This is a genomic window from Candidatus Dojkabacteria bacterium, assembly GCA_030583845.1.
GTDB lineage: Bacteria > Patescibacteriota > Dojkabacteria > SC72 > JAHDCA01.
In genome coordinates, this window is the sequence record CP129478.1 from 878,854 (window position 1) to 897,077 (window position 18,224).

The window sequence follows — 18,224 nt, forward strand, 5'->3', positions numbered from 1 at the left end:
CCAATAACTGAGAGAATTAAAGAATGCCAAAAGATCCGCAAATATTAAAAGAGGTAAAGCAGAGAGAGAAGGCAAAGCGCAAAAAGTTGCTGGTCAAGATTGCGATCAGTAGTGTTCTGCTTGTCTTGGTTTTGCTGCTGGGGCTGGTGATCAGCCGGACAACCTGGGTTGATGTAAAGCATGTCGAGGTCCGAACGGCTGATAACTCCGATCTGGTAAATGCCGATAGGGAGCTGCTGACAGCGGTCGTCGAAGATAAAGTGATCGGCGCAAACCTATTCTCAGTTGATATTCGTGAGGTGCGAAAGATCTTGCTCGAGTCCAACCCATTTATTAAAGATGTGTATGTAGAGAAGCATTTCCCAAACAGAGTTGTAGCCACCCTCACAGAGCGTGAGCCTTACCTTTTGGTCGACACAACAAATAACTGCTACCTACTGGATACAGAGGGATATGTGTTGGCCAAAACCACGGGTGAAGAAGAGATCGAAGTCGAGCCGCAGCTGGATTGCATGACGATGAAGGAGAAATTCCCGGTGGTTATTGTGTACTCGACCGATGTGAAAGCGGATTTTCCGCTTGGTGAGCAGTCTACATTTTATGAGGCTGTGAAGATCTCTATCTTTAGTAAAGTGCTCAAGGACAATGGATATATATTGGAGAATGTCGAGCTAGTCGAGGGGATTTTCCTGCTACAAGTCGGAGTAGATAAGCTGATCGTCTTTTCTGATTCGCAAGATCTTGATATACAGCTCAAGAGATTTCTCTTGGTGACAGACAAGATAGAAGAGGAAGGGCTAACTTTCCGTACCTTGGATCTTCGATATAAGCGGCCGATCTTAAAAAAGATTTAATCAAGGCTGCGTTAAAATCCTACAAGACAGTTTTCTGATTGATTGCCTCTCAGGAATAGGGTTAAAATTGGCTACTCCCCAAAACGTTGTACTATAGAGACTAAACTCTTGCGCGCGGAAACCTTTTACTATATATTGAATTAAGCTCATGGATCCTGTAGATTAAGAACCGGAAAAGAGCTATGAATAAGCGAACAATTAATATTTGTAACTGCTCCTGTTAGAAAATGGCGAAACGAATTATTACCGCAATAGACGTTGGATCTACCAAAGTTACAACAGTAATTGCAGCTGTCGACGATAACGAATTACAGCCGACAGTTATAGGTGTTTACTCCCATCCAGCACAAGGCATTAAGAAGGGTGTCATCGTAAATATAGACGAGGCTACCAATTCAATCTCAGAAAGCCTCACAGCAGCCGAGCGAATGGCAGGTGTCACTGTTTCCGATGTGTATGTTTCTATCAATGGTGAGCAGATTAACAGCATTAACAATCGCGGTGTCGTAGCGGTATCCGGCGGTGAGATCACCATGGAGGATACATATCGCGCAATCGAGAATGCTCGAACCCTTTCCCTCCCTCAAGACATGAATCCTATTCACATAATTCCAAGAGAATTTGTCGTAGATAATCAGAACGGTATCAAATACCCAATCGGCATGACCGGTCAAAGACTTGAAGTTGAGACACATATCATTACAGCATCAATGTCATCGTGGAAGAATCTGCGAAAGTGCATTGAGCAGCTAGGCCTTATGGTATCAGACATTGTGTTTACAGGCTGGGCCTCAACATTGTCAGTTTTGACAGACACTGAGCGAGAGCTCGGAATCACAATGATGGATATCGGTGGTGGCACTGTAAGCGTATCAATCTTCCAAGAGGGAGCAATCGTTTACAGCGGCTCGGTACCTCTCGGTGGCTCGAGCATCACATCTGACCTTGCAATCGGCCTACAGCTTTCCCTAGATGAAGCAGAGAAGGTGAAGGTAAATATGGAGAAGATACTTGAAGATAAGCTTGAGAAGGCTAGAAAAGATATGGACAAGACTCCAGCACTTCTACGAAAAGAAGAGGAGCCAAAGAAGAAAGAAGAGAACAAAGATGATTTAGTAGATATCGCAGCACTTGGGATCAAGGGCCGAGATTCAGTATCTAAATCGATGCTCAAGCAGATAGTAGAGGCTCGATTGGAAGAGATCTTTGATATGGTACGTGAGAGCGTATCAAAAGGCGGTTTCGATGTCGCGATGCCAGCAGGAATCGTGCTTACAGGTGGTAGCTCACAGCTTAAGGATATTACCAAAGTAGCTCAATCTTCATTTGGAGTGCCAGCAAGACTTGGCTATCCAAGCGGTCTGACAGGTATGATTGAAGAGATCTCTGATCCTTCATATTCGGCTGTTCAAGGCTTGGTAAAGCATGCAATGGAAGATGAGGCTGGTGGCGGAATGTCAGATGGTGAAGGCTCGCTTGTGGGTGGATTAAGTGGTATCCTTGGGAAGGTCGGAGGCTGGATTAAGTCGTTGATGCCCTAATAAAACTGCGAATTAATATATTTATTGTGCTGTAAAAATTATGTTGGTTACCCCTAGCAACGTCAACCCGGTGGCGAAGATAAAAGTAGTAGGCGTCGGTGGAGCCGGCGGAAACGCTGTTAACACAATGATTGCCGATTACAGCACTGAGGGTGTGGAGTTTTATGCATTTAACACAGATGCCCAGGTATTAAAGAATTCATTAGCTCCTCAAACATTGCAGCTTGGACCAGAGCTTACACGTGGACTTGGCGTAGGTGGTGATCATAATGTAGGTGCACAGGCAGCAGAAGAGAGCCTCGACGAGATCCATGAGCATCTTGCAGGTGCCGATATGGTTTTCCTAACAGCTGGGATGGGTGGTGGTACGGGTACAGGAGCAATTCCAGTAATCGCTGGCGTGGCCAAGAACCTTGGAGCGCTCACAGTTGCCGTCGTTACCAAGCCATTCAAGTTTGAAGGAAAGCATAGAGAAAGAGTCGCAGAAGAGGGATTGGCCGAGTTAAAGGATAAGGTTGATACATTGATTATAGTTGATAACCAGAGATTGCTCGAAATTGTCGATGAGAACATCTCATTCCTCGAGGCGATGAAAGAGGTCGACAAAGTGCTTGCGGAGGGTGTGAAGAGCATCTCAAGCCTTGTAACTATGACAGGATTTATCAATGTAGACTTCGCCGATGTTAAGGCAATCATGACAAATGCTGGTACATCACTGATGGGTATGGGTCGAGCATCCGGAGACAAGCGTGCAGAGACTGCCGCTCGCCAGGCTGCTACGAGCCCACTTCTCGATATGTCTATCCAGGGTGCCAAGGGTGTTCTATTCAATATTGTTGGAGGAACTGACCTAAGCATGTCTGAGATAAATACAGCAGCCCAGATGATCGGTGAAGCGGTTGATCCAGACGCAAAGGTGATCTTCGGTGCAACAATTGACGAGACAATGAAGGACGAGATCGTGATTACAATTGTAGCGACAGGCTTTGACGAGGCTGCACAGCATGACATCGAGCTTGAGGCTTTGAACGTAGACTCGCCAGCACGGAAATTATTGATCCAGGAAGAGCCAAAGAGCAGCCTGATCGACAAGCCAGTACAGAAAGCGCCACAAGTGCAGACACCTGTGAATTTCACAGAGGTTGACTCTGCTGCTAAGGAGCCAAGCAAGCCAGCAGACGACTTCAAATCTGGAAGTGATGATGACGACCTCGAGATCCCAGCATTTATGAGGCGCAAGAATTAAGCCCTCTGCTGTATCTCTTTGCACTAGCTAAAATTTTTCACTAGACCAAGTGGCGAAAAAGATTGAGGCTGTTGAAGTCCAGAAAAAATCCGAAAGTAGCAATCAAAAAGCAACTCCGCAAAAAGATAAGGGTCTCATGACATTCGTAAAAAACAACTTCTTACTGATTGCGGCTATAATATATCTGCTTATTCCAATAGATTTTCTACCGGATGTCGTCCCTATTTTAGGGTATGGTGACGATGTTGTACTGTTGGCGGCTGGCTTGCTCAGGAGCTACGTCAAGTATAAGCAGGGTAAGGAGTAGGCTTCTTTGTAGATTTACTGTATAATTATCCCATTAAACACGACGATCCTGCATCACAGGGGAGTGGCAGACAGAACAGCCTTCTTCGCAAAGCATCGAAGGCTAAGTAATAGCTGACGGTAGGGAGCCGTAAATAACCCAACCCATTCATGGTGAAACAGAGTGGGAAATAAGCGTAGATTGGCAACAATCTCCGGAACGAGGGTGGTACCATGTATGAAATTACATCCCTCCCGCTAACTTATAGTACGATACGTACTATAAGTTAGCGGGAGGGTTTTTGTTTAATCTAACTAGTAATACAAAATGTCGAAAATAGTAGAAGCACCACAAAGAGCAGAGTTCCCAAAGCTCGAGGACAAAATACTGGAATTTTGGAGGGAGAACGACACATTTAAAAAATCGGTAGACCAGAGACCGGAAGATAAGAAATACTCTTTCGTCGACGGTCCTCCGTTTGTATCGGGCATGCCACATCCAGCTCATCTTTTTGTCTCAATAGCCAAAGATGTGATACCTCGCTACTGGGCAATGAAGGGGTACAGAGTCAGAAGAGTATTTGGCTGGGATTGTCACGGTCTCCCAATAGAGGCAAAGGTCAATAAAAAATATAACCTGACGGGTCGTAAGCAGATAGAGGAAGAGTTTGGAGTAGAGCGATATGTTAAAGAGTGTCGCAAATTTGTTGAAGAGTTCTCTGAGAACTGGAAGTGGTACATAGAGAAGATAGGTCGCTGGGCCGACATGGACAATGCATACTACACGATGCACCCTGAATTTAATGAATCTGTGATATGGGCTTTCAAGCAGGCGTGGGACAAAGGCTACATATATAAAGGTAAGCGTGTCTCGATGTATTCGACCGATACTGCGACACCTGTCTCAAGCTTCGAGGTGGCAATGGATACTGATAACTATCAGGATACAGAGGATCTAAGCGTATTTGTAAAATTTGAGCTAGAAGAGAATCCTTGGGCTAAAGATACCGACAAGAAGCCAGTATATATGGTTGCCTGGACGACAACCCCATGGACAATACCATCAAATTTCGCACTGGCAGTAAACCCTGAATTTAAATATGTGCTCGCAGAATTTAATGAACAGTATTTTGTAGTAGCGGAGGACCGAGTTCAGTACACATTTAATGTTAATGAAGATGAGGTAGGCGAGGATGCGGGCAAGACAGTACGAGTCGTCAAAACCTTTATGGGTGATGAGATGGATGGGCTCCAGTATAAGCCTGTGTATGATTTCTTTGTCGATAAAGCAACCAAGAATGACTTCCACGTCTACGCATTTAGTGAGGTTACAGGTGAAGAGGGCTCCGGCGTGCTCCATATAGCTCCAGCCTTTGGTGAGGTGGACTTCAATTTTGGGCATGAGAAGAAGCTAAGCTTCGAAGCTGATATAGATGAAGAGGGTAAGATGACAGTGGGAGATTGGAAAGGTGTATATCTACGCGACGCAAGCCCGCTTGTTGCAGAGGATATGCAGCTCAAGGGCAATCTGCTCAGATCGGAGATGTATACTCACCGACTTCCATACTACCGCGGTGATAATCCACTTATATACATGGCTCAAGACTCATACTTCATAGACGTACAAAAGCTAAAGAAGAGAATGCTCGAGCTTAACGAAAATGTAAACTGGGTGCCAGGCCACTTTAAGCATGGGCGTTTTGCAGATACTGTTGAGACATCCCCAGATTGGGCAGTCTCGAGAAATAGATACTGGGCAACCGTACTCCCCCTTTGGAAATCTGAAGATGGGGAAGAGCTAGTAATGGGAAGCATAGCCGAGATGGCCGAGCTCACCGATCAGCTAGAAGCCCGCGAGGAGAAAGGAAAAACAGTCTACTACCTTGATGGTGAGAAATTCTCACTCCACAGGGATTTCTGTGACAAGTTGGTGCTAAAGAAGGACGGGAAAGAGTATCGAAGAGTTCCTGAGGTGCTGGACTGCTGGCTGGACTCTGGCTCTGTGCCATTTGCTGAGTACCACTATCCATTTGAAAATCAGGAAGAATTTAAAAATAGCTCTCCCGCAGACTTTATAGTCGAGTACTCGGGTCAGGTGCGTGCATGGTTTAATGTGCTTTTCCGCATGTCGACCATGCTGTTCGACCAAGAGGCATTCAAGAATGTGATATGCCACGGCGTAATGGCAGGTAGCGACGGGCGCAAGATGTCTAAAACATATGGCAACTACACCGACCCTGAGGATGTATTGAAGAATATAGGTGGTGAGGCGATGCGATTGTACGCAATGGGATCTCCACTCATGGCTGGTGGCGATATGAACTGGTCAGACGAGGATCTAAACGAGTATGTAAAGACAGTGATGATACCTCTCTGGAATACATACCGATATCTGACTATGTATGCCACGCAGCACAACTGGACTCCAAAGGATGCTGAGTACCCAGAAAATACAGTATTAGACAGATGGCTCAAGTCATATATGAACAGCGTCACAATGCAGTATGCAGATGCTCTAGAATCGTACGATATACCTGGCTCAGTCCGTCTGATACAGCCAACCGTAGACGATATATCTACCTGGTGGATACGCCGATCGCGAGAACGATTTGCCAATGGTGATATAGAAGCTCTGCAAGCCCTCTATGCAGCTCTGGTGCAATTTGCAAGGACATTTGCACCTCAGATGCCCTTCCTGACCGAGGAGATATATCAGAACCTAGTAGTTGGTGCAGGCCTTAAAGGTGCAAAGGAGTCGGTGCACCTAGAGGATTATCTAGAAGTAACCGAGAAAGATGTAGATCAGAAACTGCTAGATGGTATGGCACAGGTACGCACTTTGGCCTCATTAGGACAGAATCTACGCGAGGAGAATCGTATGAAGCTGCGACAACCGCTTAGCAGAGCAGTAGTGCCTGTTGAGAGTGAAGAGCTTCGTGATCTACTTCGCGAGGAGCTAAATGTGAAGAGTGTTGAGTATAAGAAAAGCCGTCCGAAAGATGACGAGCTGGTGTTCAACGATAGCAAAGGCCACTTTGTCGGATTGGATGTGACACTCACCGAGGAGTTGAAAGCTGAAGGCTGGATGAATGATGTGGCTCGCACGGTACAGGTATTGCGCAAAGAGAACGGATTTAAGGTTGAGGATAAGGTGGTGGTGAGCTACAGCACAGACTCAGATGAGGTTAAGAAGATGATGGAGGATTTCGATGGTGCGCTTCGAGAGAAAGTCGGCGCAAAGGCAGTAGTAAAAGAGGAAAAGGTTGAGGGTGAGAAGGTCAAGCTAGAAGGTGCGGAGCTGACGGTGAGTGTAAGCTAACAGCTTAATTAGATTACACTACTTATACACATTGTGGGGAATCTTACTCGAGGCCCTATTTAAGTGTAAATCCACCATCAACGGCTACTACCTGACCTGTAACAAAGCTTGCTTGTTCACTCAGTAAATACACTACTGAATCAGCTACTTCCGCAGGAGTGCCCATCCTCTTAATTACTGATAGATCAGTAGTCATGGAAGGGTCTTCACCGGTCGTAGATGTCAAAGGAGTATCTATTAAACCAGGAGCTACAGCATTCACTCTTATTAAAGGTTCGTTATAGTAGCGGGCAAATGATTTTGTTAACGAAATGATTCCAGCTTTTGTTGCCGAATATATTACCCCGTATGGCTCTCCGATTAGACCATCAACAGATGTAATATTTACAACAGCACCTGTTTTAGAGGTCTCTTTAATTAAGTCACCTAATATACGCAAAGTCCAGAACGTTCCTTTGAGGTTTACGTTAATAGTCTTATCAATTACTTCATCAGTGATTGTATCTATACTACAAGGCAAAGGCATAATACCTGCATTACACACTAACAGATCCAACCTCTGACACTTTTCTTTAATATACTCTCGTGCAATATCAATATCTGCCCTACTTGAAATATCACACTTAATATAATGTGCTTTATCTGTCTGTGTAAATTCTTGCGATAACTCAAAACTACTGTGCTCCGAACTAATGATTACCTCACATTTCAGATCTAACAGTTTTTGTGCAATGGATTTACCGATTCCACTCGTCGAACCTGTCACAAATGCAACCTTGCCGTTGAAATCCATTGGAAATAAGTCTTAACTTAGTTGCCCATTCTATTACAAATGTCGTGAGTTATAAATATTAAACTTCATAGCCAATTTAATTATCAGTTTGCGGCGTGGAATCCTTAATCTCTCAGTGGTAAACTCAATCTGATGTTCAAATATCAGGACAAGCTCATCCTTGTTATTACAACCATATTGACTGTGCTAGGACTCTTCACACTAGTCTCGACGAGCATAGACTTCGATGGAAATATTGATTGGACCGGTATCGTCATGAAGCAGGCGGTGTTTGTCGCACTTGGCGTACTTCTTTACATTGCTGTCGCTAGGATAGACATTACCTATCTATGGCATATTCAGGTGATTGCTGTGATATATCTAGTCACCCTATCGCTGCTGATAGCTACTTTGGCTTTTGCGCCAGCCATTAATAATGCAAAGAGGTGGATATTGATCGGCGGAACACAGTTTCAACCGTCGGAGATCGCTAAGGTCACGGTGATATTGGTAACAATAGGCGTGATATCGCTGCGTGATAAATATAACGAAGTGCTACTGGCGGTTATTTCGCTCATCTTGGTGTTGCCGCTAGTTGTGCTTATCTATCTGCAGCCTCACGGAAGCATGGCGCTGATCCTTCTGATTCTTTGGTTTATTACCGCATTTACATTTATGTCGAATCAGCTCCGGAATGGCTTGCTGGTGGGTATTGTGGTGTCGCTGCTGCTTGGCGGAGTGCTATTTGCCTGGGATAGGGAGATCACAGCACTGCTTCTGGTGGGAGTCGGCACAGTTGCAGGGATTTACGGCATATATTCAAAAGAAAGCTGGCGCAAGATGTTTCTGGTCGCACTGCTTATCGGGTTTGTCGGTGCGGCGGTTGTCGCGGCAGGGTGGGATAGCTTTTACGAGGCGTTGCCAGAGCACCAGAAGGATCGTATCGAGGTGTTTCAGAATCCAGAGGAAGCTGATGAAGATAAATCATTTAACGTCCGGCAGTCCAAAGTAGCGATCGGGTCGGGACAGCTATTTGGGAAAGGCTTCGGCTTTGGGACACAGACTCGCCTTAAATTCTTACCGGAGCACCAGACCGACTTTATATTTGCCACTTTCTCTGAGCAGTTTGGTTGGATAGGGTCGATGATAGTGCTCGGGTTGTACTTTACATTGATTGCTAGGATCTTCTGGCATGCGGTGAATGATCGAAATAGCACAGATGGATGGGATGCTTCTGCTGTGCTGCTTGCCGCGCTGGGCTTTAAGATAATGATTGAGGTGTTTATCAATATCGGCAGCAACACCGGAGTTATACCTGCAACCGGAATCCCGCTGCCGCTGATGAGTGCCGGAGGTACAGTTACACTTATGACTTTTGTGACGCTGGGGCTAGTGCAAAGCGTGATCTCATATTCGGCAAAACATCCAAAAGAGGTAGATTTCATTGATCATGACGATCACTCGGGTGGGCTGTAACGTTTAAAGCAGCAGAAGTGGTCATTAACATTGACAAGAAGCCACTATTACTCTAAAATCTCAGCTGTTATATGGCAAACGAAAAGAGCGCAACAAAAAAGAAAACTACTGTTAAGAAAGCAGCTCCAAAGGCTGTGAAAGCAAACGCAAAGCCTGCTAAGACAAGCACAAAGGCTAAGCCAGCTGCAAAAGCAGAGGTAAAGGCTACAAAAGCTAAAGTTGTAAAGCAGAATGGTGGCTTCGCAGTGATCGAGATTGCCGGTACACAGCTCAAGGTTGAAGAGGGGAAGAAATATACAATTAACAAGATCGATGGTGCAAAGGGAGAGAAAGTAAGTGCAGAGCTGTACAAAGTATTGATGACCTCAGATGGAGATAGTATTAATGTAGGCAAGCCATATGTTGATGGTGCAAAGGTTGAGCTAAAGGTTGATACACAGAAGCGAGATAAGAAAGTTGATACTAGGACATTCAAGTCAAAGGCTCGATACAGACGAAAGAGGGCTATCCGCCCTATGATTACCCGTATTGAGGTAACCAAGATAGCTTAGGAGCTTGCTTCCCCCAAGATTGATAATCACTTTTCGATACATTAGAATCATTAATGTGATAAATTTGTCACTTCTTTCATGAAATATTTCTTCATACCGGGCAGACTACGCGACCTATCAGCAGTTGAGATCTCTCAGCAAGCCAAGGTTATCCTAGACAAATATAGCCTGGACAACAAAGGGCGCAACTTTTTCGTATTAGAAAGCGATCAGCCTGAGCAGGTTGCAATGCTATTTAACCGCCTTGGCGGTTTCATTAAGTATGGTGAAGTCTATGAGCTTGACGCCGATCTGAGTAGCATTTTTCCTATAAATCTTGAGAAAGTTAACTATGGCGTAAGCGGTTATTCAAACAGCTCTGCCAAAGATCTTCATGATAAAGTCATGAAAATTTCGCGCTCAGTAGATAAGTATCTTAAGGATAGCGGCATCAAATCAAGATATATCCGTGGTGATCGCGGTGAGCTATCCTCCGCTCAGATTTTGGGCAACAACCTTATCGAGAAAGGTGCCGATCTCTCACTGCTTCAAGATTTCAAAGGTGAACTAAGCCTAGGAAAGACCTTGGCAGTACAAGATATCGCAGGATTCTCGATGCGGGACTACGAAAGACCTGCATTTGATAAGAAAATGGGGATGTTGCCACCAAAACTAGCTCGCATTATGGTAAATCTGGCATCGGTTAAGCCTGGTGCAACTATCTGGGACCCGTTCTGTGGTGTCGGTACAATCCCACTTGAAGCCTTGCTCCTTGGATATAATGTGCTTGGCTCCGATCTAGACGAGGAGATGGTGAATTCAACTGAGGAAAATATTGCGTGGTTGAGCAAGAATTACGACCTCGGTGATCAGAAGTACGCGCTTTTCCAGTACGATGTCACAGATTATCACAAGGGAATTCGCAAAAAGCTTAGAAATACAGAAATTCACGCAGTTGTTTTCGAGCCATACATGGGACCACCGCAGAGAAAGGTGATGGCTCCTGGCAAGGCAAACGAGCTTCTCAATGAGGTTCAGAAGCTGTACGAAGGGCTTTTCTTGATGCTTGAGCACATTGATAAGCATGAGCTAACTGTAGTTGCAGTCCTCCCATCATATAAGACCCATAAGGGTTGGATGACGCTGAGATACAGCTCGCTTTTCAGCAAAAAATGGGAGATTATAAACAACAAAGTAAGGGAAAAAGACTTGCATTGGGAGCGAACTAATAGTATCATAAGGCGCAATCTTTTGATTTTGAAGATGAAGAGTTAAATTTGTTTGGGTCGGCTGAGCGATGTCAAAGACAGCAGCAGCAGGAAGCGTAAAAATTTCACCAAATGTTCCAGGTAAGAGACTGGGTGTAAAGATCTATGCTGGTGAATCAGTAAGAAACGGAAATATCATCGTCCGACAGCGCGGTACAGTATTTCATGCAGGTAGGAACACAAAGCTTTCCCGCGACCACTCAATTTATGCCGTAACAGACGGATTTGTAAACTTCAGAAGGATGTCAGGCCACAAGAGGGGTAAATATTTTGTAGACGTGCTTGATGCTCCAACCCAGACTGAGTCTGCAGAGTAAAGCTCCGAGGACAGGAGTAAGATCTTCTAAGTAATCGCTTCCCATCCCTATAGATTTTGTGTCATATTAAATCAGTTAATTCAAGCAGCCTACAGAAATGCCAAAGCGCAAATATGCCCAGATCGAAAATAAGAACGCTATCCTCGAAATCCTAGAGGAGGGAAAAGATTTTGAAAAAATCTATCTCGCCAACAACGCATTCAAAGACCCGAAGACCAAGAAAATAATGCAGATCGCCAATGCTCGTGGCATTCCAGTTGAGAAAATTGCTCGCCGATCAATCACCCGTCGCTCCAAGACATCAAGCGCTGAGAGCGTCATTGCCCTTATGGAGATCGACAACCAGGTGACTATCGATGATATGCTCCAGGGTATCTATGCCAAAGACCAAGACCCATTTATCCTCGTCTTCAGCGATGTGAGATATGGGCACAATATCGGTGCAATCTTCCGCACAGCATTTGCCGCGGGTGTAAATGGTGTGATCACGCCTGTTGAGAAAGCAAACCTGCTCTCAGACGAGACAATCCGCATCTCAATGGGAACCTGCTTGCGCATCCCTATCGCAGAGATGAGCCTATTTGCAGCATTGAAAGAGCTTCAGCGCAACGCGATCGAGGTTGTTTCGCTTGATATGGAGGGTGAGTCTCTATTCGAAGCCAACCTTACTGGTCCAAAGGCACTGGTACTAGGCGCCGAGGATATTGGTGTGTCTCCAAAGCTGCTTGAGCGTTCTGATAGACGCGTAAAGGTGCCGATGCATCCTGGCTTAGGAGCATTGAATGTGGGTGTATCAGCTGCTGTTGTTATGTATGAGAAGTATAGGCAGGATACGACCTTGGCTCGGAAGCAGAAAATCACAGAGTAACGGGAGCGACTCCTCTCAAAAGTTAGACAAGCTTCTTCATCAAATCTTCCAACTCCTCCTGGCTCATATAGCGGATAATAATCTTGCCGCCCTTGCTCATCCTTTGAATCCTCGTGGTGTGACCAAGTTTCTGTGAAAGCCTATCTACCCAATCTTTGGTACGCTTGTCGAGCTTCAGCTTTTCCTGTGATCGAGTACCCTTGCCGAAGTTAATCTTGCGAACCAGCTCCTCGGTCTCGCGAACGCTTAGGTTGCGCTTCAAGACAATATTTGCTGCTGCGATGAGAGAAGGCTCATCTGTGATGCCAAGCAGAGCCCTTGCATGTCCCTCGCTGAGCTTGTCATTCAGCACTGCTTCTCGCACTACCTCGGGAAGTCCAAGCAAGCGGATCTTGTTGGTAACAGAGACACGACTAAGGCTCATCTTTTTTGAGATGTCTGTCTGCGTCAGGCCGAACTGATCTTGAAGCTGCTTAAATGCAAGCGCTTCTTCGATTGCGTTTAGGTCTTTGCGCTGGATATTCTCGATCAAGGCTAGCTCAAGCATCTCTTGTGGTGATGTATCTTGGATAACCACTGGTACAGTTTTCAATCCGGCAAGCTGTGCTGCTCGGAATCTTCGCTCACCAGCGATAAGATAGAAGCCGTTACCATCCTTTTTCTTGCTGATAAGAAGCGGCTGAATTACGCCATTTTGGCGAATTGAATCTGACAGCTCGACAAGGTCGCTTGGATCAATATGCATGCGTGGCTGGTATGGGTTCGCCTCGATTTTGGTTATGTCGAACGCCTCGTTGTAGGGCGAGTCAGCACCTTGATACTCAGGGTTTGAGAGGAGGGCTGAGAGACCTTTTCCTAGCCTTGGTTCGCTATTCTTTACTTCTGCCATTTCATTAAATTCATTAAATAATTTATTAATTCTATCTTCAGGAGAATCTCTCAATAAACTCATCGGCGAGCTTACCATATGCTACTGCGCCTGTAGATGAAGGGTCATAATCCACAATAGTTTTTCCATGCGAAGGTGCTTCTGAGAGCCGCACATTCCTCGGGATAATCGATTTAAATACAACCGTGTCAAAGTACTCTTTAACTTCATTAACCACCTGGCTAGACAGCTTGGTGCGACTATCAAACATTGTTAGTACAACTCCGCCGATCGTGAGCTGTGGGTTGATGCTCTTAACCAGCTCAGTGGTTTTAAGTAGCTGGCCCAGCCCCTCAAGCGCGAAATATTCGCACTGCACAGGTATAATCATCTTGTCAGCTGAAGTAAGCGCATTAATAGTCAGGAGTCCGAGTGATGGTGGACAGTCAATAATTGCATAGTCAATCTTGGCATTCAGGCTGCTGACAGCTTTCTTGAGCAAGGTCTCACGTGCCATCATGTTGACCATCTCAACCTCGGCACCGGCCAATGATAGGTGTGACGGCACTAAGAGGAGGTTCTCAATATCGGTGGCGACATAGACAGAGGAGATCGGCTCTTGGGATACCAATACATCGTACACACTTTTATATGTTGCACGGCTATCTTTATCCCAAGTTTCTTCGTTATAGGCTCGAAAACCGACTCCTGATGAGAGATTTGCCTGTGGATCTAGGTCTATAAGTAGGACCTTTTTCCCTTTCTTGGCAAGCATCGCTCCGAGGTTGATGGCTGTTGTGGTTTTGCCTACACCACCTTTTTGATTTACGATGACGAAAGTTTTCATAATGTTTCACAGAACTGCCTATGCATCATTTTACATGAAGCACGAACTTTTACAAAGCAAATATGAAACTTCTCGATTAATAGTTAGGATGCTGAATGATCCTAAAGTTGCTGAGTGGGAAGTAAACAAACCAGACACGTCCTTTAACGTCGTCCTGCTTAACTGGGCCAAAAGCTCTTGAGTCGGTGCTGTGAGGTCGGTTATCACCAGATGCGAAAATTTCACCCTCTTTAACGGTATAGGTCTCTCCTTCATGCAGGAAAGTCCCGCCCTCAGTATAGACCGTGTCCGCAAGATACTCAGACTCATCCAGCATCTCGCCGTTTATGTAGTAATTGCCATCTAGCACGCTCACATCATCCCCAGGGACGGCAATAACGCGCTTAATATAATCTTGAGTAGGTGAGTGCTTGAAGATGACTACATCGCCTCTCTCCGGGTCTTTAAACTTGTAAACCAGCTTGTTTGCGATTAGGTACTCACCCTCTACGAAATTTGGCTGCATCGATCGGCCAATCACCTCGTGTGGAGTGACCAAAAAGAGATATAAAACAACACAGATAGCCAACGCTATGACTATGGCTTCAATACTTTCAAATACAAATGATCCTACTCCTCCCAGTACTCCGGAAAGTTTGGCGAATCCTTGCTTTGCTTCGGGTGTTGGTGTGTCGTACATCTATTCGGGCAGTAAATTAATCTCGCCGTTCTGATTACTACAGCTTATTTGATAATTGCTTAAGTGTAAAGAGTATATCGGTGTGGGATTTAAAAGGGGGTTAAGGATTTATTCCTCAGTGCCTTCAAGATAGATTCTTTTTGAAAAATCTCCGTTCTTGGATGCTTTTTCACTGCGAATCTTCTCTAGATCTTCGAAACTAACACCAAGCAGGTCACAATAAGCATAAATAATCTCAAGGACATCGCCTAACTCTACGATTTCATGCTCTTCTATAAATTCAGCCAGCTCTTCGCTGAATTTTTTATCTAGTTCCGCAAGGAATTCATCCTTTAGGAGTGTCCTTGTGATGGGCTTCCTGCCTTCACTCTCTATTGTTTCAGGGATCTTGTCTCTTACTAGCTTGCCAATTTTCTTCATAGTGTGTGTGTGGAAAAGTTATAAACTACCGCCACGGGGAATCGAACCCCGATTGCTGGGATGAAAACCCAGTGTCCTAGCCGTTAGACGATGGCGGCATATATCACCTCACTGCGTGAAGTGGCGTCAATAATGAGCAAACAGGACATTTTACTTCAAAACACCCCTTTTGTTAAGGAATTCTTTCTCTTCACTAGCTGAGGCACGTCTGTACTGGTTAGAATCTTGATCTAACACATATCTGCGGTTGCACTTGCAGGTAACCATTACTTTGTTGGTACGGAAAGCTTCGCGCTTGCCGATGTTATCGAGTGAGTGTGTGCACCCAGGACAAAGCCTGCGTTTCAAGAGGACTACTTGGAATGGAAGCAAAAATTTCTTTATCACAGTTGTTACAATAATTAATCTTAATAATTTGCAGTTCAACTGCGCTAGCTATAGATGCCCCAGATTTAATCTGCTGAGGAGAGGACTCGAACCTCCACAGGATTTTAATCCCACATGGTCCTAAGCCATGCGCGTCTGCCAGTTCCGCCACCCCAGCAATTCATATAAGCGGCCTATTTTAGCACAAAATTTTCAAAATGTGAGATCAAATTTAATCTGCATAATTGTGTAGTATTTAGCTGTGGGAGCCAAATACTTGCAGCTCGGGCTTAGAGTGGTCTGCCGAGTCTTTCTTCAGTAGCTTATAGTAGGTACCTCTTCCAACACCTTTAATCTCGATATATCCCTCTTCAACAAGCTGCTGTAAATCTCTATAAGCCGTCATAAATGAAACGCCCATTAGCTTCCTTACCTCCGATCGGGTCACCTTTTCATTGTTTTCCATATAATCTAGCAGCTTCTTTTGCCTATTATTAAGCTTCTCTGACAGCTTACCGTGCAATTTTACCTTTCTTTCATACACATTTAGGTATCGTTGCTCAAGGCTAAGGTACTCATTCGACATAGTGTAAAGAAATGCTTCGATAAACACTGTGAGATCGCGGTTTGACCTCGAAATTTTAAAGGCCGACTTGAGATCTTCACCGATAAAGTTGAGCGCCTTCGCAATTGACAGCATGCTGTCAGGGTTGTACTTTAGATCCTTGGTTAATGTTGAAAGGAGAAGCGTTGAGCTTAGCTGGTTGCCCGAGAGCAGAGGTGCTTTGTCGATTAGCTCATAGAGCAGGATCGCTATCTGAATCAGCTTATGAAAATTATTTCCGCGAGCGTAGATCCAATTAATGATTTCATTAAAATGGTTGGCAAAGTCGAGGTTTGGGTAGAAGTCACGCAAAGCGTACCAGCTATCGTAAAGCTCGTTTGGCTGATCAGAAAAATCACGCAATTTCCCTGCTTCCCACTCCTCTACCAATTTATTCATCTGGATCTTGTTGATATGCAGCAGTAGGTCCACAGATGGCTGCATGAAGCTCTGAGGCGTGTATGAACGCACAAAATCCATACCGTTTCGATAATTGATGTATGGAAGTAGCTTTGACCTTGCAGAGGATAAGACCTTGCCTTCTTGCACACGTTTAGCCTCGTCGTAGCCCAGCTCTTCATTAATAAGCTCTGCGATAGCTATAATGTCCTCCGCATACATTTCATTAAGTAGCTCTTCTTTGTGTATATATGGGATAGGGGTTCTGTTAATTGTCTGAATGGCCTTTTCTATCTTGATCAGATAGTTGATAACAAGGTTTGTGTTTGTATAAGTAGGTATATTCATTAAATTTTCAGGAAGGGATAACGTAACATTATTATAACAATGTCGTAACCTGTCAAGCGGAATGGGAATCTACTTTACTACAAGCCTTTCTAGTGAGTCATTTAACTCCTGATCACCCCGAAACAGAATCGTCTTTATACCTATGCGTCTTGCTGGCTCAAGATTCTGCTCTTTGTCATCAATGAAAAGCGTCTCTTCCGGTTTGATCCCAACCATTTCAAGCTCCTCGACAAGCTGGGCATATACCTGTGGATCTGGCTTTGGGAAGCATGCCTCAACAGAGGAGATCCGTATCTTAAATTGAGGCAAAATTTTCTGCTCTACAAGCTGATCCAGCCGCTTGCCGGATGTGTTTGTGAGATATCCGATCATGAGGTCATGACTATCAAGTTGCCATAGCAGAGCCTTCATCTCGTCGGTAAGCTGATAGTTAAAGGCCTCACCAGGGATTGGCGTGAAGATGACATTTAAGACATCAAAGATTACAGCTTTTATCATGAGTGCAAGACAGTTTTAATTCTTTCGGTCGCCTTCCCCATATTTCTCATCCCTTGCCCGACAGGATAATAGGTAGGGTAGATCTTTAAGGAGTTTCCATCGATCTCCAATGGCTCAAATTCGGAGCTAAGATAGCTCGAGACTGAGATACTCCTTCCTAAGATGACCGAGCTGACCTGATTGCCAAATGTGAAAGTGATTTCAGGATTAATTAATGAAATTTCACGGTTGAAGGAGGGTAGGTACTCCTTAAAAATTGAATCAGGAAGGGGGCGGGCGTCATCTTGTGTGCATTTAGCAATATTTGTGACATATATTGAAGCACTCGCGATCTCGGAGTATAGCTCCTCTGCAAAAGCCTCATCCCATTCCTTCGGCTTCCTGTTGCTGATCTCGTCAAGCATCTTGTCATTTGTGAATAGCCCAAGAGTATGAAGCATTTTCCATACATGCTTTGTTCCTAGCCATGGCGCCAGTATACCTGACCATTCTTTTGATGAGGCAATATTCCTGCTGGTGGGATTCATAAAGACTAGGCACACTTTTGGGTTATCGATCTTGCCTGCGCCGAAGATAGGGTTTAATTTTGGGCTGCCATGTTTGGCGTGTAGTGTCTCGAATTCTGAAAATAGCTCAGTTAGCTGCATGCTCATACACACATTATACAGGAGAGTATGTTCTAACTTTTTGTGATCTTAAGGAGTGTTCTTCCGCATCCA

Annotated in this window: 18 protein-coding genes and 2 tRNA genes; 10 read left to right on the forward strand and 10 right to left on the reverse strand. The window is 44.8% G+C overall.

The features are described from left to right. Positions 1-23: 23 nt before the first annotated feature. From QY318_04085 to ileS, 5 genes are all read left to right on the forward strand, one after another. Positions 24-854 carry an FtsQ-type POTRA domain-containing protein gene (locus QY318_04085; GenBank protein WKZ30996.1) on the forward strand — a complete coding sequence of 277 codons (831 nt, stop codon included), beginning with the start codon at positions 24-26 and terminating at the stop codon, positions 852-854. 227 nt (positions 855-1,081) lie between these two features. Then, on the forward strand, positions 1,082-2,395 hold the full coding sequence (ftsA, locus tag QY318_04090) for a cell division protein FtsA (GenBank protein WKZ30997.1): 1,314 nt from the start codon (positions 1,082-1,084) through the stop codon (positions 2,393-2,395). A gap of 40 nt (positions 2,396-2,435) precedes the next feature. Further along, positions 2,436-3,641, forward strand: coding sequence for a cell division protein FtsZ (gene ftsZ / locus QY318_04095; protein WKZ30998.1), 1,206 nt, complete (start codon positions 2,436-2,438; stop codon positions 3,639-3,641). A gap of 49 nt (positions 3,642-3,690) precedes the next feature. Further along, positions 3,691-3,948, forward strand: coding sequence for a YkvA family protein (locus QY318_04100; protein WKZ30999.1), 258 nt, complete (start codon positions 3,691-3,693; stop codon positions 3,946-3,948). Between the two features lie 306 nt (positions 3,949-4,254). After that, the gene (gene ileS / locus QY318_04105) at positions 4,255-7,245 is read left to right on the forward strand and encodes an isoleucine--tRNA ligase (GenBank protein ID WKZ31000.1); all 2,991 of its coding nucleotides are present in this window, start codon (positions 4,255-4,257) and stop codon (positions 7,243-7,245) included. 55 nt (positions 7,246-7,300) lie between these two features. Here ileS and QY318_04110 read toward each other — a convergent pair whose 3' ends face one another. Then, entirely contained in the window at positions 7,301-8,038 is a 738-nt protein-coding gene (locus QY318_04110; GenBank protein ID WKZ31001.1) for an SDR family NAD(P)-dependent oxidoreductase, read from the reverse strand. A gap of 132 nt (positions 8,039-8,170) precedes the next feature. Here QY318_04110 and rodA point away from each other — a divergent pair, with 132 nt between their 5' ends. From rodA to QY318_04135, 5 genes are all read left to right on the forward strand, one after another. After that, entirely contained in the window at positions 8,171-9,493 is a 1,323-nt protein-coding gene (rodA, locus tag QY318_04115) for a rod shape-determining protein RodA (protein WKZ31002.1), read from the forward strand. A 71-nt stretch (positions 9,494-9,564) separates the two neighbouring features. Beyond that, positions 9,565-10,044: a 50S ribosomal protein L21 gene (gene rplU / locus QY318_04120; protein WKZ31003.1), complete on the forward strand. Its 480-nt coding sequence runs from the start codon at positions 9,565-9,567 to the stop codon at positions 10,042-10,044. A gap of 78 nt (positions 10,045-10,122) precedes the next feature. Then, on the forward strand, positions 10,123-11,298 hold the full coding sequence (locus QY318_04125; protein WKZ31004.1) for a DNA methyltransferase: 1,176 nt from the start codon (positions 10,123-10,125) through the stop codon (positions 11,296-11,298). 22 nt (positions 11,299-11,320) lie between these two features. Beyond that, positions 11,321-11,608 carry a 50S ribosomal protein L27 gene (locus tag QY318_04130; protein ID WKZ31005.1) on the forward strand — a complete coding sequence of 96 codons (288 nt, stop codon included), beginning with the start codon at positions 11,321-11,323 and terminating at the stop codon, positions 11,606-11,608. A 97-nt stretch (positions 11,609-11,705) separates the two neighbouring features. Next, a complete protein-coding gene (locus tag QY318_04135) occupies positions 11,706-12,476 on the forward strand; it encodes an RNA methyltransferase (GenBank protein WKZ31006.1) in 771 nt (256 codons plus the stop codon). A 22-nt stretch (positions 12,477-12,498) separates the two neighbouring features. Here QY318_04135 and QY318_04140 read toward each other — a convergent pair whose 3' ends face one another. The 9 genes from QY318_04140 to QY318_04180 form a co-directional block, all read right to left on the reverse strand. Then, complete coding sequence (locus QY318_04140; protein ID WKZ31007.1) at positions 12,499-13,365, reverse strand: ParB/RepB/Spo0J family partition protein; 867 nt, start codon at positions 13,363-13,365, stop codon at positions 12,499-12,501. A 37-nt stretch (positions 13,366-13,402) separates the two neighbouring features. Beyond that, positions 13,403-14,191: an AAA family ATPase gene (locus QY318_04145; protein WKZ31008.1), complete on the reverse strand. Its 789-nt coding sequence runs from the start codon at positions 14,189-14,191 to the stop codon at positions 13,403-13,405. Between the two features lie 76 nt (positions 14,192-14,267). After that, positions 14,268-14,870, reverse strand: a complete 603-nt coding sequence (gene lepB / locus QY318_04150; GenBank protein WKZ31009.1) for a signal peptidase I — start codon at positions 14,868-14,870, stop codon at positions 14,268-14,270. A 108-nt stretch (positions 14,871-14,978) separates the two neighbouring features. Further along, on the reverse strand, positions 14,979-15,290 hold the full coding sequence (locus QY318_04155) for a nucleoside triphosphate pyrophosphohydrolase (protein ID WKZ31010.1): 312 nt from the start codon (positions 15,288-15,290) through the stop codon (positions 14,979-14,981). 26 nt (positions 15,291-15,316) lie between these two features. Beyond that, positions 15,317-15,388, reverse strand: a tRNA-Glu gene (locus QY318_04160). 360 nt (positions 15,389-15,748) lie between these two features. Beyond that, positions 15,749-15,834, reverse strand: a tRNA-Leu gene (locus QY318_04165). A 78-nt stretch (positions 15,835-15,912) separates the two neighbouring features. Continuing rightward, positions 15,913-17,007: a DeoR family transcriptional regulator gene (locus QY318_04170; protein ID WKZ31011.1), complete on the reverse strand. Its 1,095-nt coding sequence runs from the start codon at positions 17,005-17,007 to the stop codon at positions 15,913-15,915. 69 nt (positions 17,008-17,076) lie between these two features. Next, positions 17,077-17,505, reverse strand: coding sequence for an HAD-IA family hydrolase (locus tag QY318_04175; GenBank protein WKZ31012.1), 429 nt, complete (start codon positions 17,503-17,505; stop codon positions 17,077-17,079). Continuing rightward, positions 17,502-18,158 (reverse strand): uracil-DNA glycosylase family protein, encoded by a 657-nt coding sequence (locus QY318_04180; GenBank protein ID WKZ31013.1) that lies wholly within the window; start codon positions 18,156-18,158, stop codon positions 17,502-17,504. Before QY318_04180 ends, QY318_04175 begins: the two co-directional genes overlap by 4 nt. Between the last annotated feature and the right edge of the window lie 66 nt (positions 18,159-18,224).

Coding starts and splice junctions, on each gene's coding strand:
- ftsA (WKZ30997.1), top strand. CDS start 1,082: ATGGCGAAACGAATTATTACCGCAATAGACGTTGGATCTACCAAAGTT.
- ileS (WKZ31000.1), top strand. CDS start 4,255: ATGTCGAAAATAGTAGAAGCACCACAAAGAGCAGAGTTCCCAAAGCTC.
- rodA (WKZ31002.1), top strand. CDS start 8,171: ATGTTCAAATATCAGGACAAGCTCATCCTTGTTATTACAACCATATTG.
- QY318_04170 (WKZ31011.1), bottom strand. CDS start 17,007: ATGAATATACCTACTTATACAAACACAAACCTTGTTATCAACTATCTG.
- ftsZ (WKZ30998.1), top strand. CDS start 2,436: ATGTTGGTTACCCCTAGCAACGTCAACCCGGTGGCGAAGATAAAAGTA.
- QY318_04140 (WKZ31007.1), bottom strand. CDS start 13,365: ATGGCAGAAGTAAAGAATAGCGAACCAAGGCTAGGAAAAGGTCTCTCA.
- rplU (WKZ31003.1), top strand. CDS start 9,565: ATGGCAAACGAAAAGAGCGCAACAAAAAAGAAAACTACTGTTAAGAAA.
- QY318_04175 (WKZ31012.1), bottom strand. CDS start 17,505: ATGATAAAAGCTGTAATCTTTGATGTCTTAAATGTCATCTTCACGCCA.
- lepB (WKZ31009.1), bottom strand. CDS start 14,870: ATGTACGACACACCAACACCCGAAGCAAAGCAAGGATTCGCCAAACTT.
- QY318_04125 (WKZ31004.1), top strand. CDS start 10,123: ATGAAATATTTCTTCATACCGGGCAGACTACGCGACCTATCAGCAGTT.
- QY318_04110 (WKZ31001.1), bottom strand. CDS start 8,038: ATGGATTTCAACGGCAAGGTTGCATTTGTGACAGGTTCGACGAGTGGA.
- QY318_04130 (WKZ31005.1), top strand. CDS start 11,321: ATGTCAAAGACAGCAGCAGCAGGAAGCGTAAAAATTTCACCAAATGTT.
- QY318_04180 (WKZ31013.1), bottom strand. CDS start 18,158: ATGAGCATGCAGCTAACTGAGCTATTTTCAGAATTCGAGACACTACAC.
- QY318_04145 (WKZ31008.1), bottom strand. CDS start 14,191: ATGAAAACTTTCGTCATCGTAAATCAAAAAGGTGGTGTAGGCAAAACC.
- QY318_04135 (WKZ31006.1), top strand. CDS start 11,706: ATGCCAAAGCGCAAATATGCCCAGATCGAAAATAAGAACGCTATCCTC.
- QY318_04085 (WKZ30996.1), top strand. CDS start 24: ATGCCAAAAGATCCGCAAATATTAAAAGAGGTAAAGCAGAGAGAGAAG.
- QY318_04155 (WKZ31010.1), bottom strand. CDS start 15,290: ATGAAGAAAATTGGCAAGCTAGTAAGAGACAAGATCCCTGAAACAATA.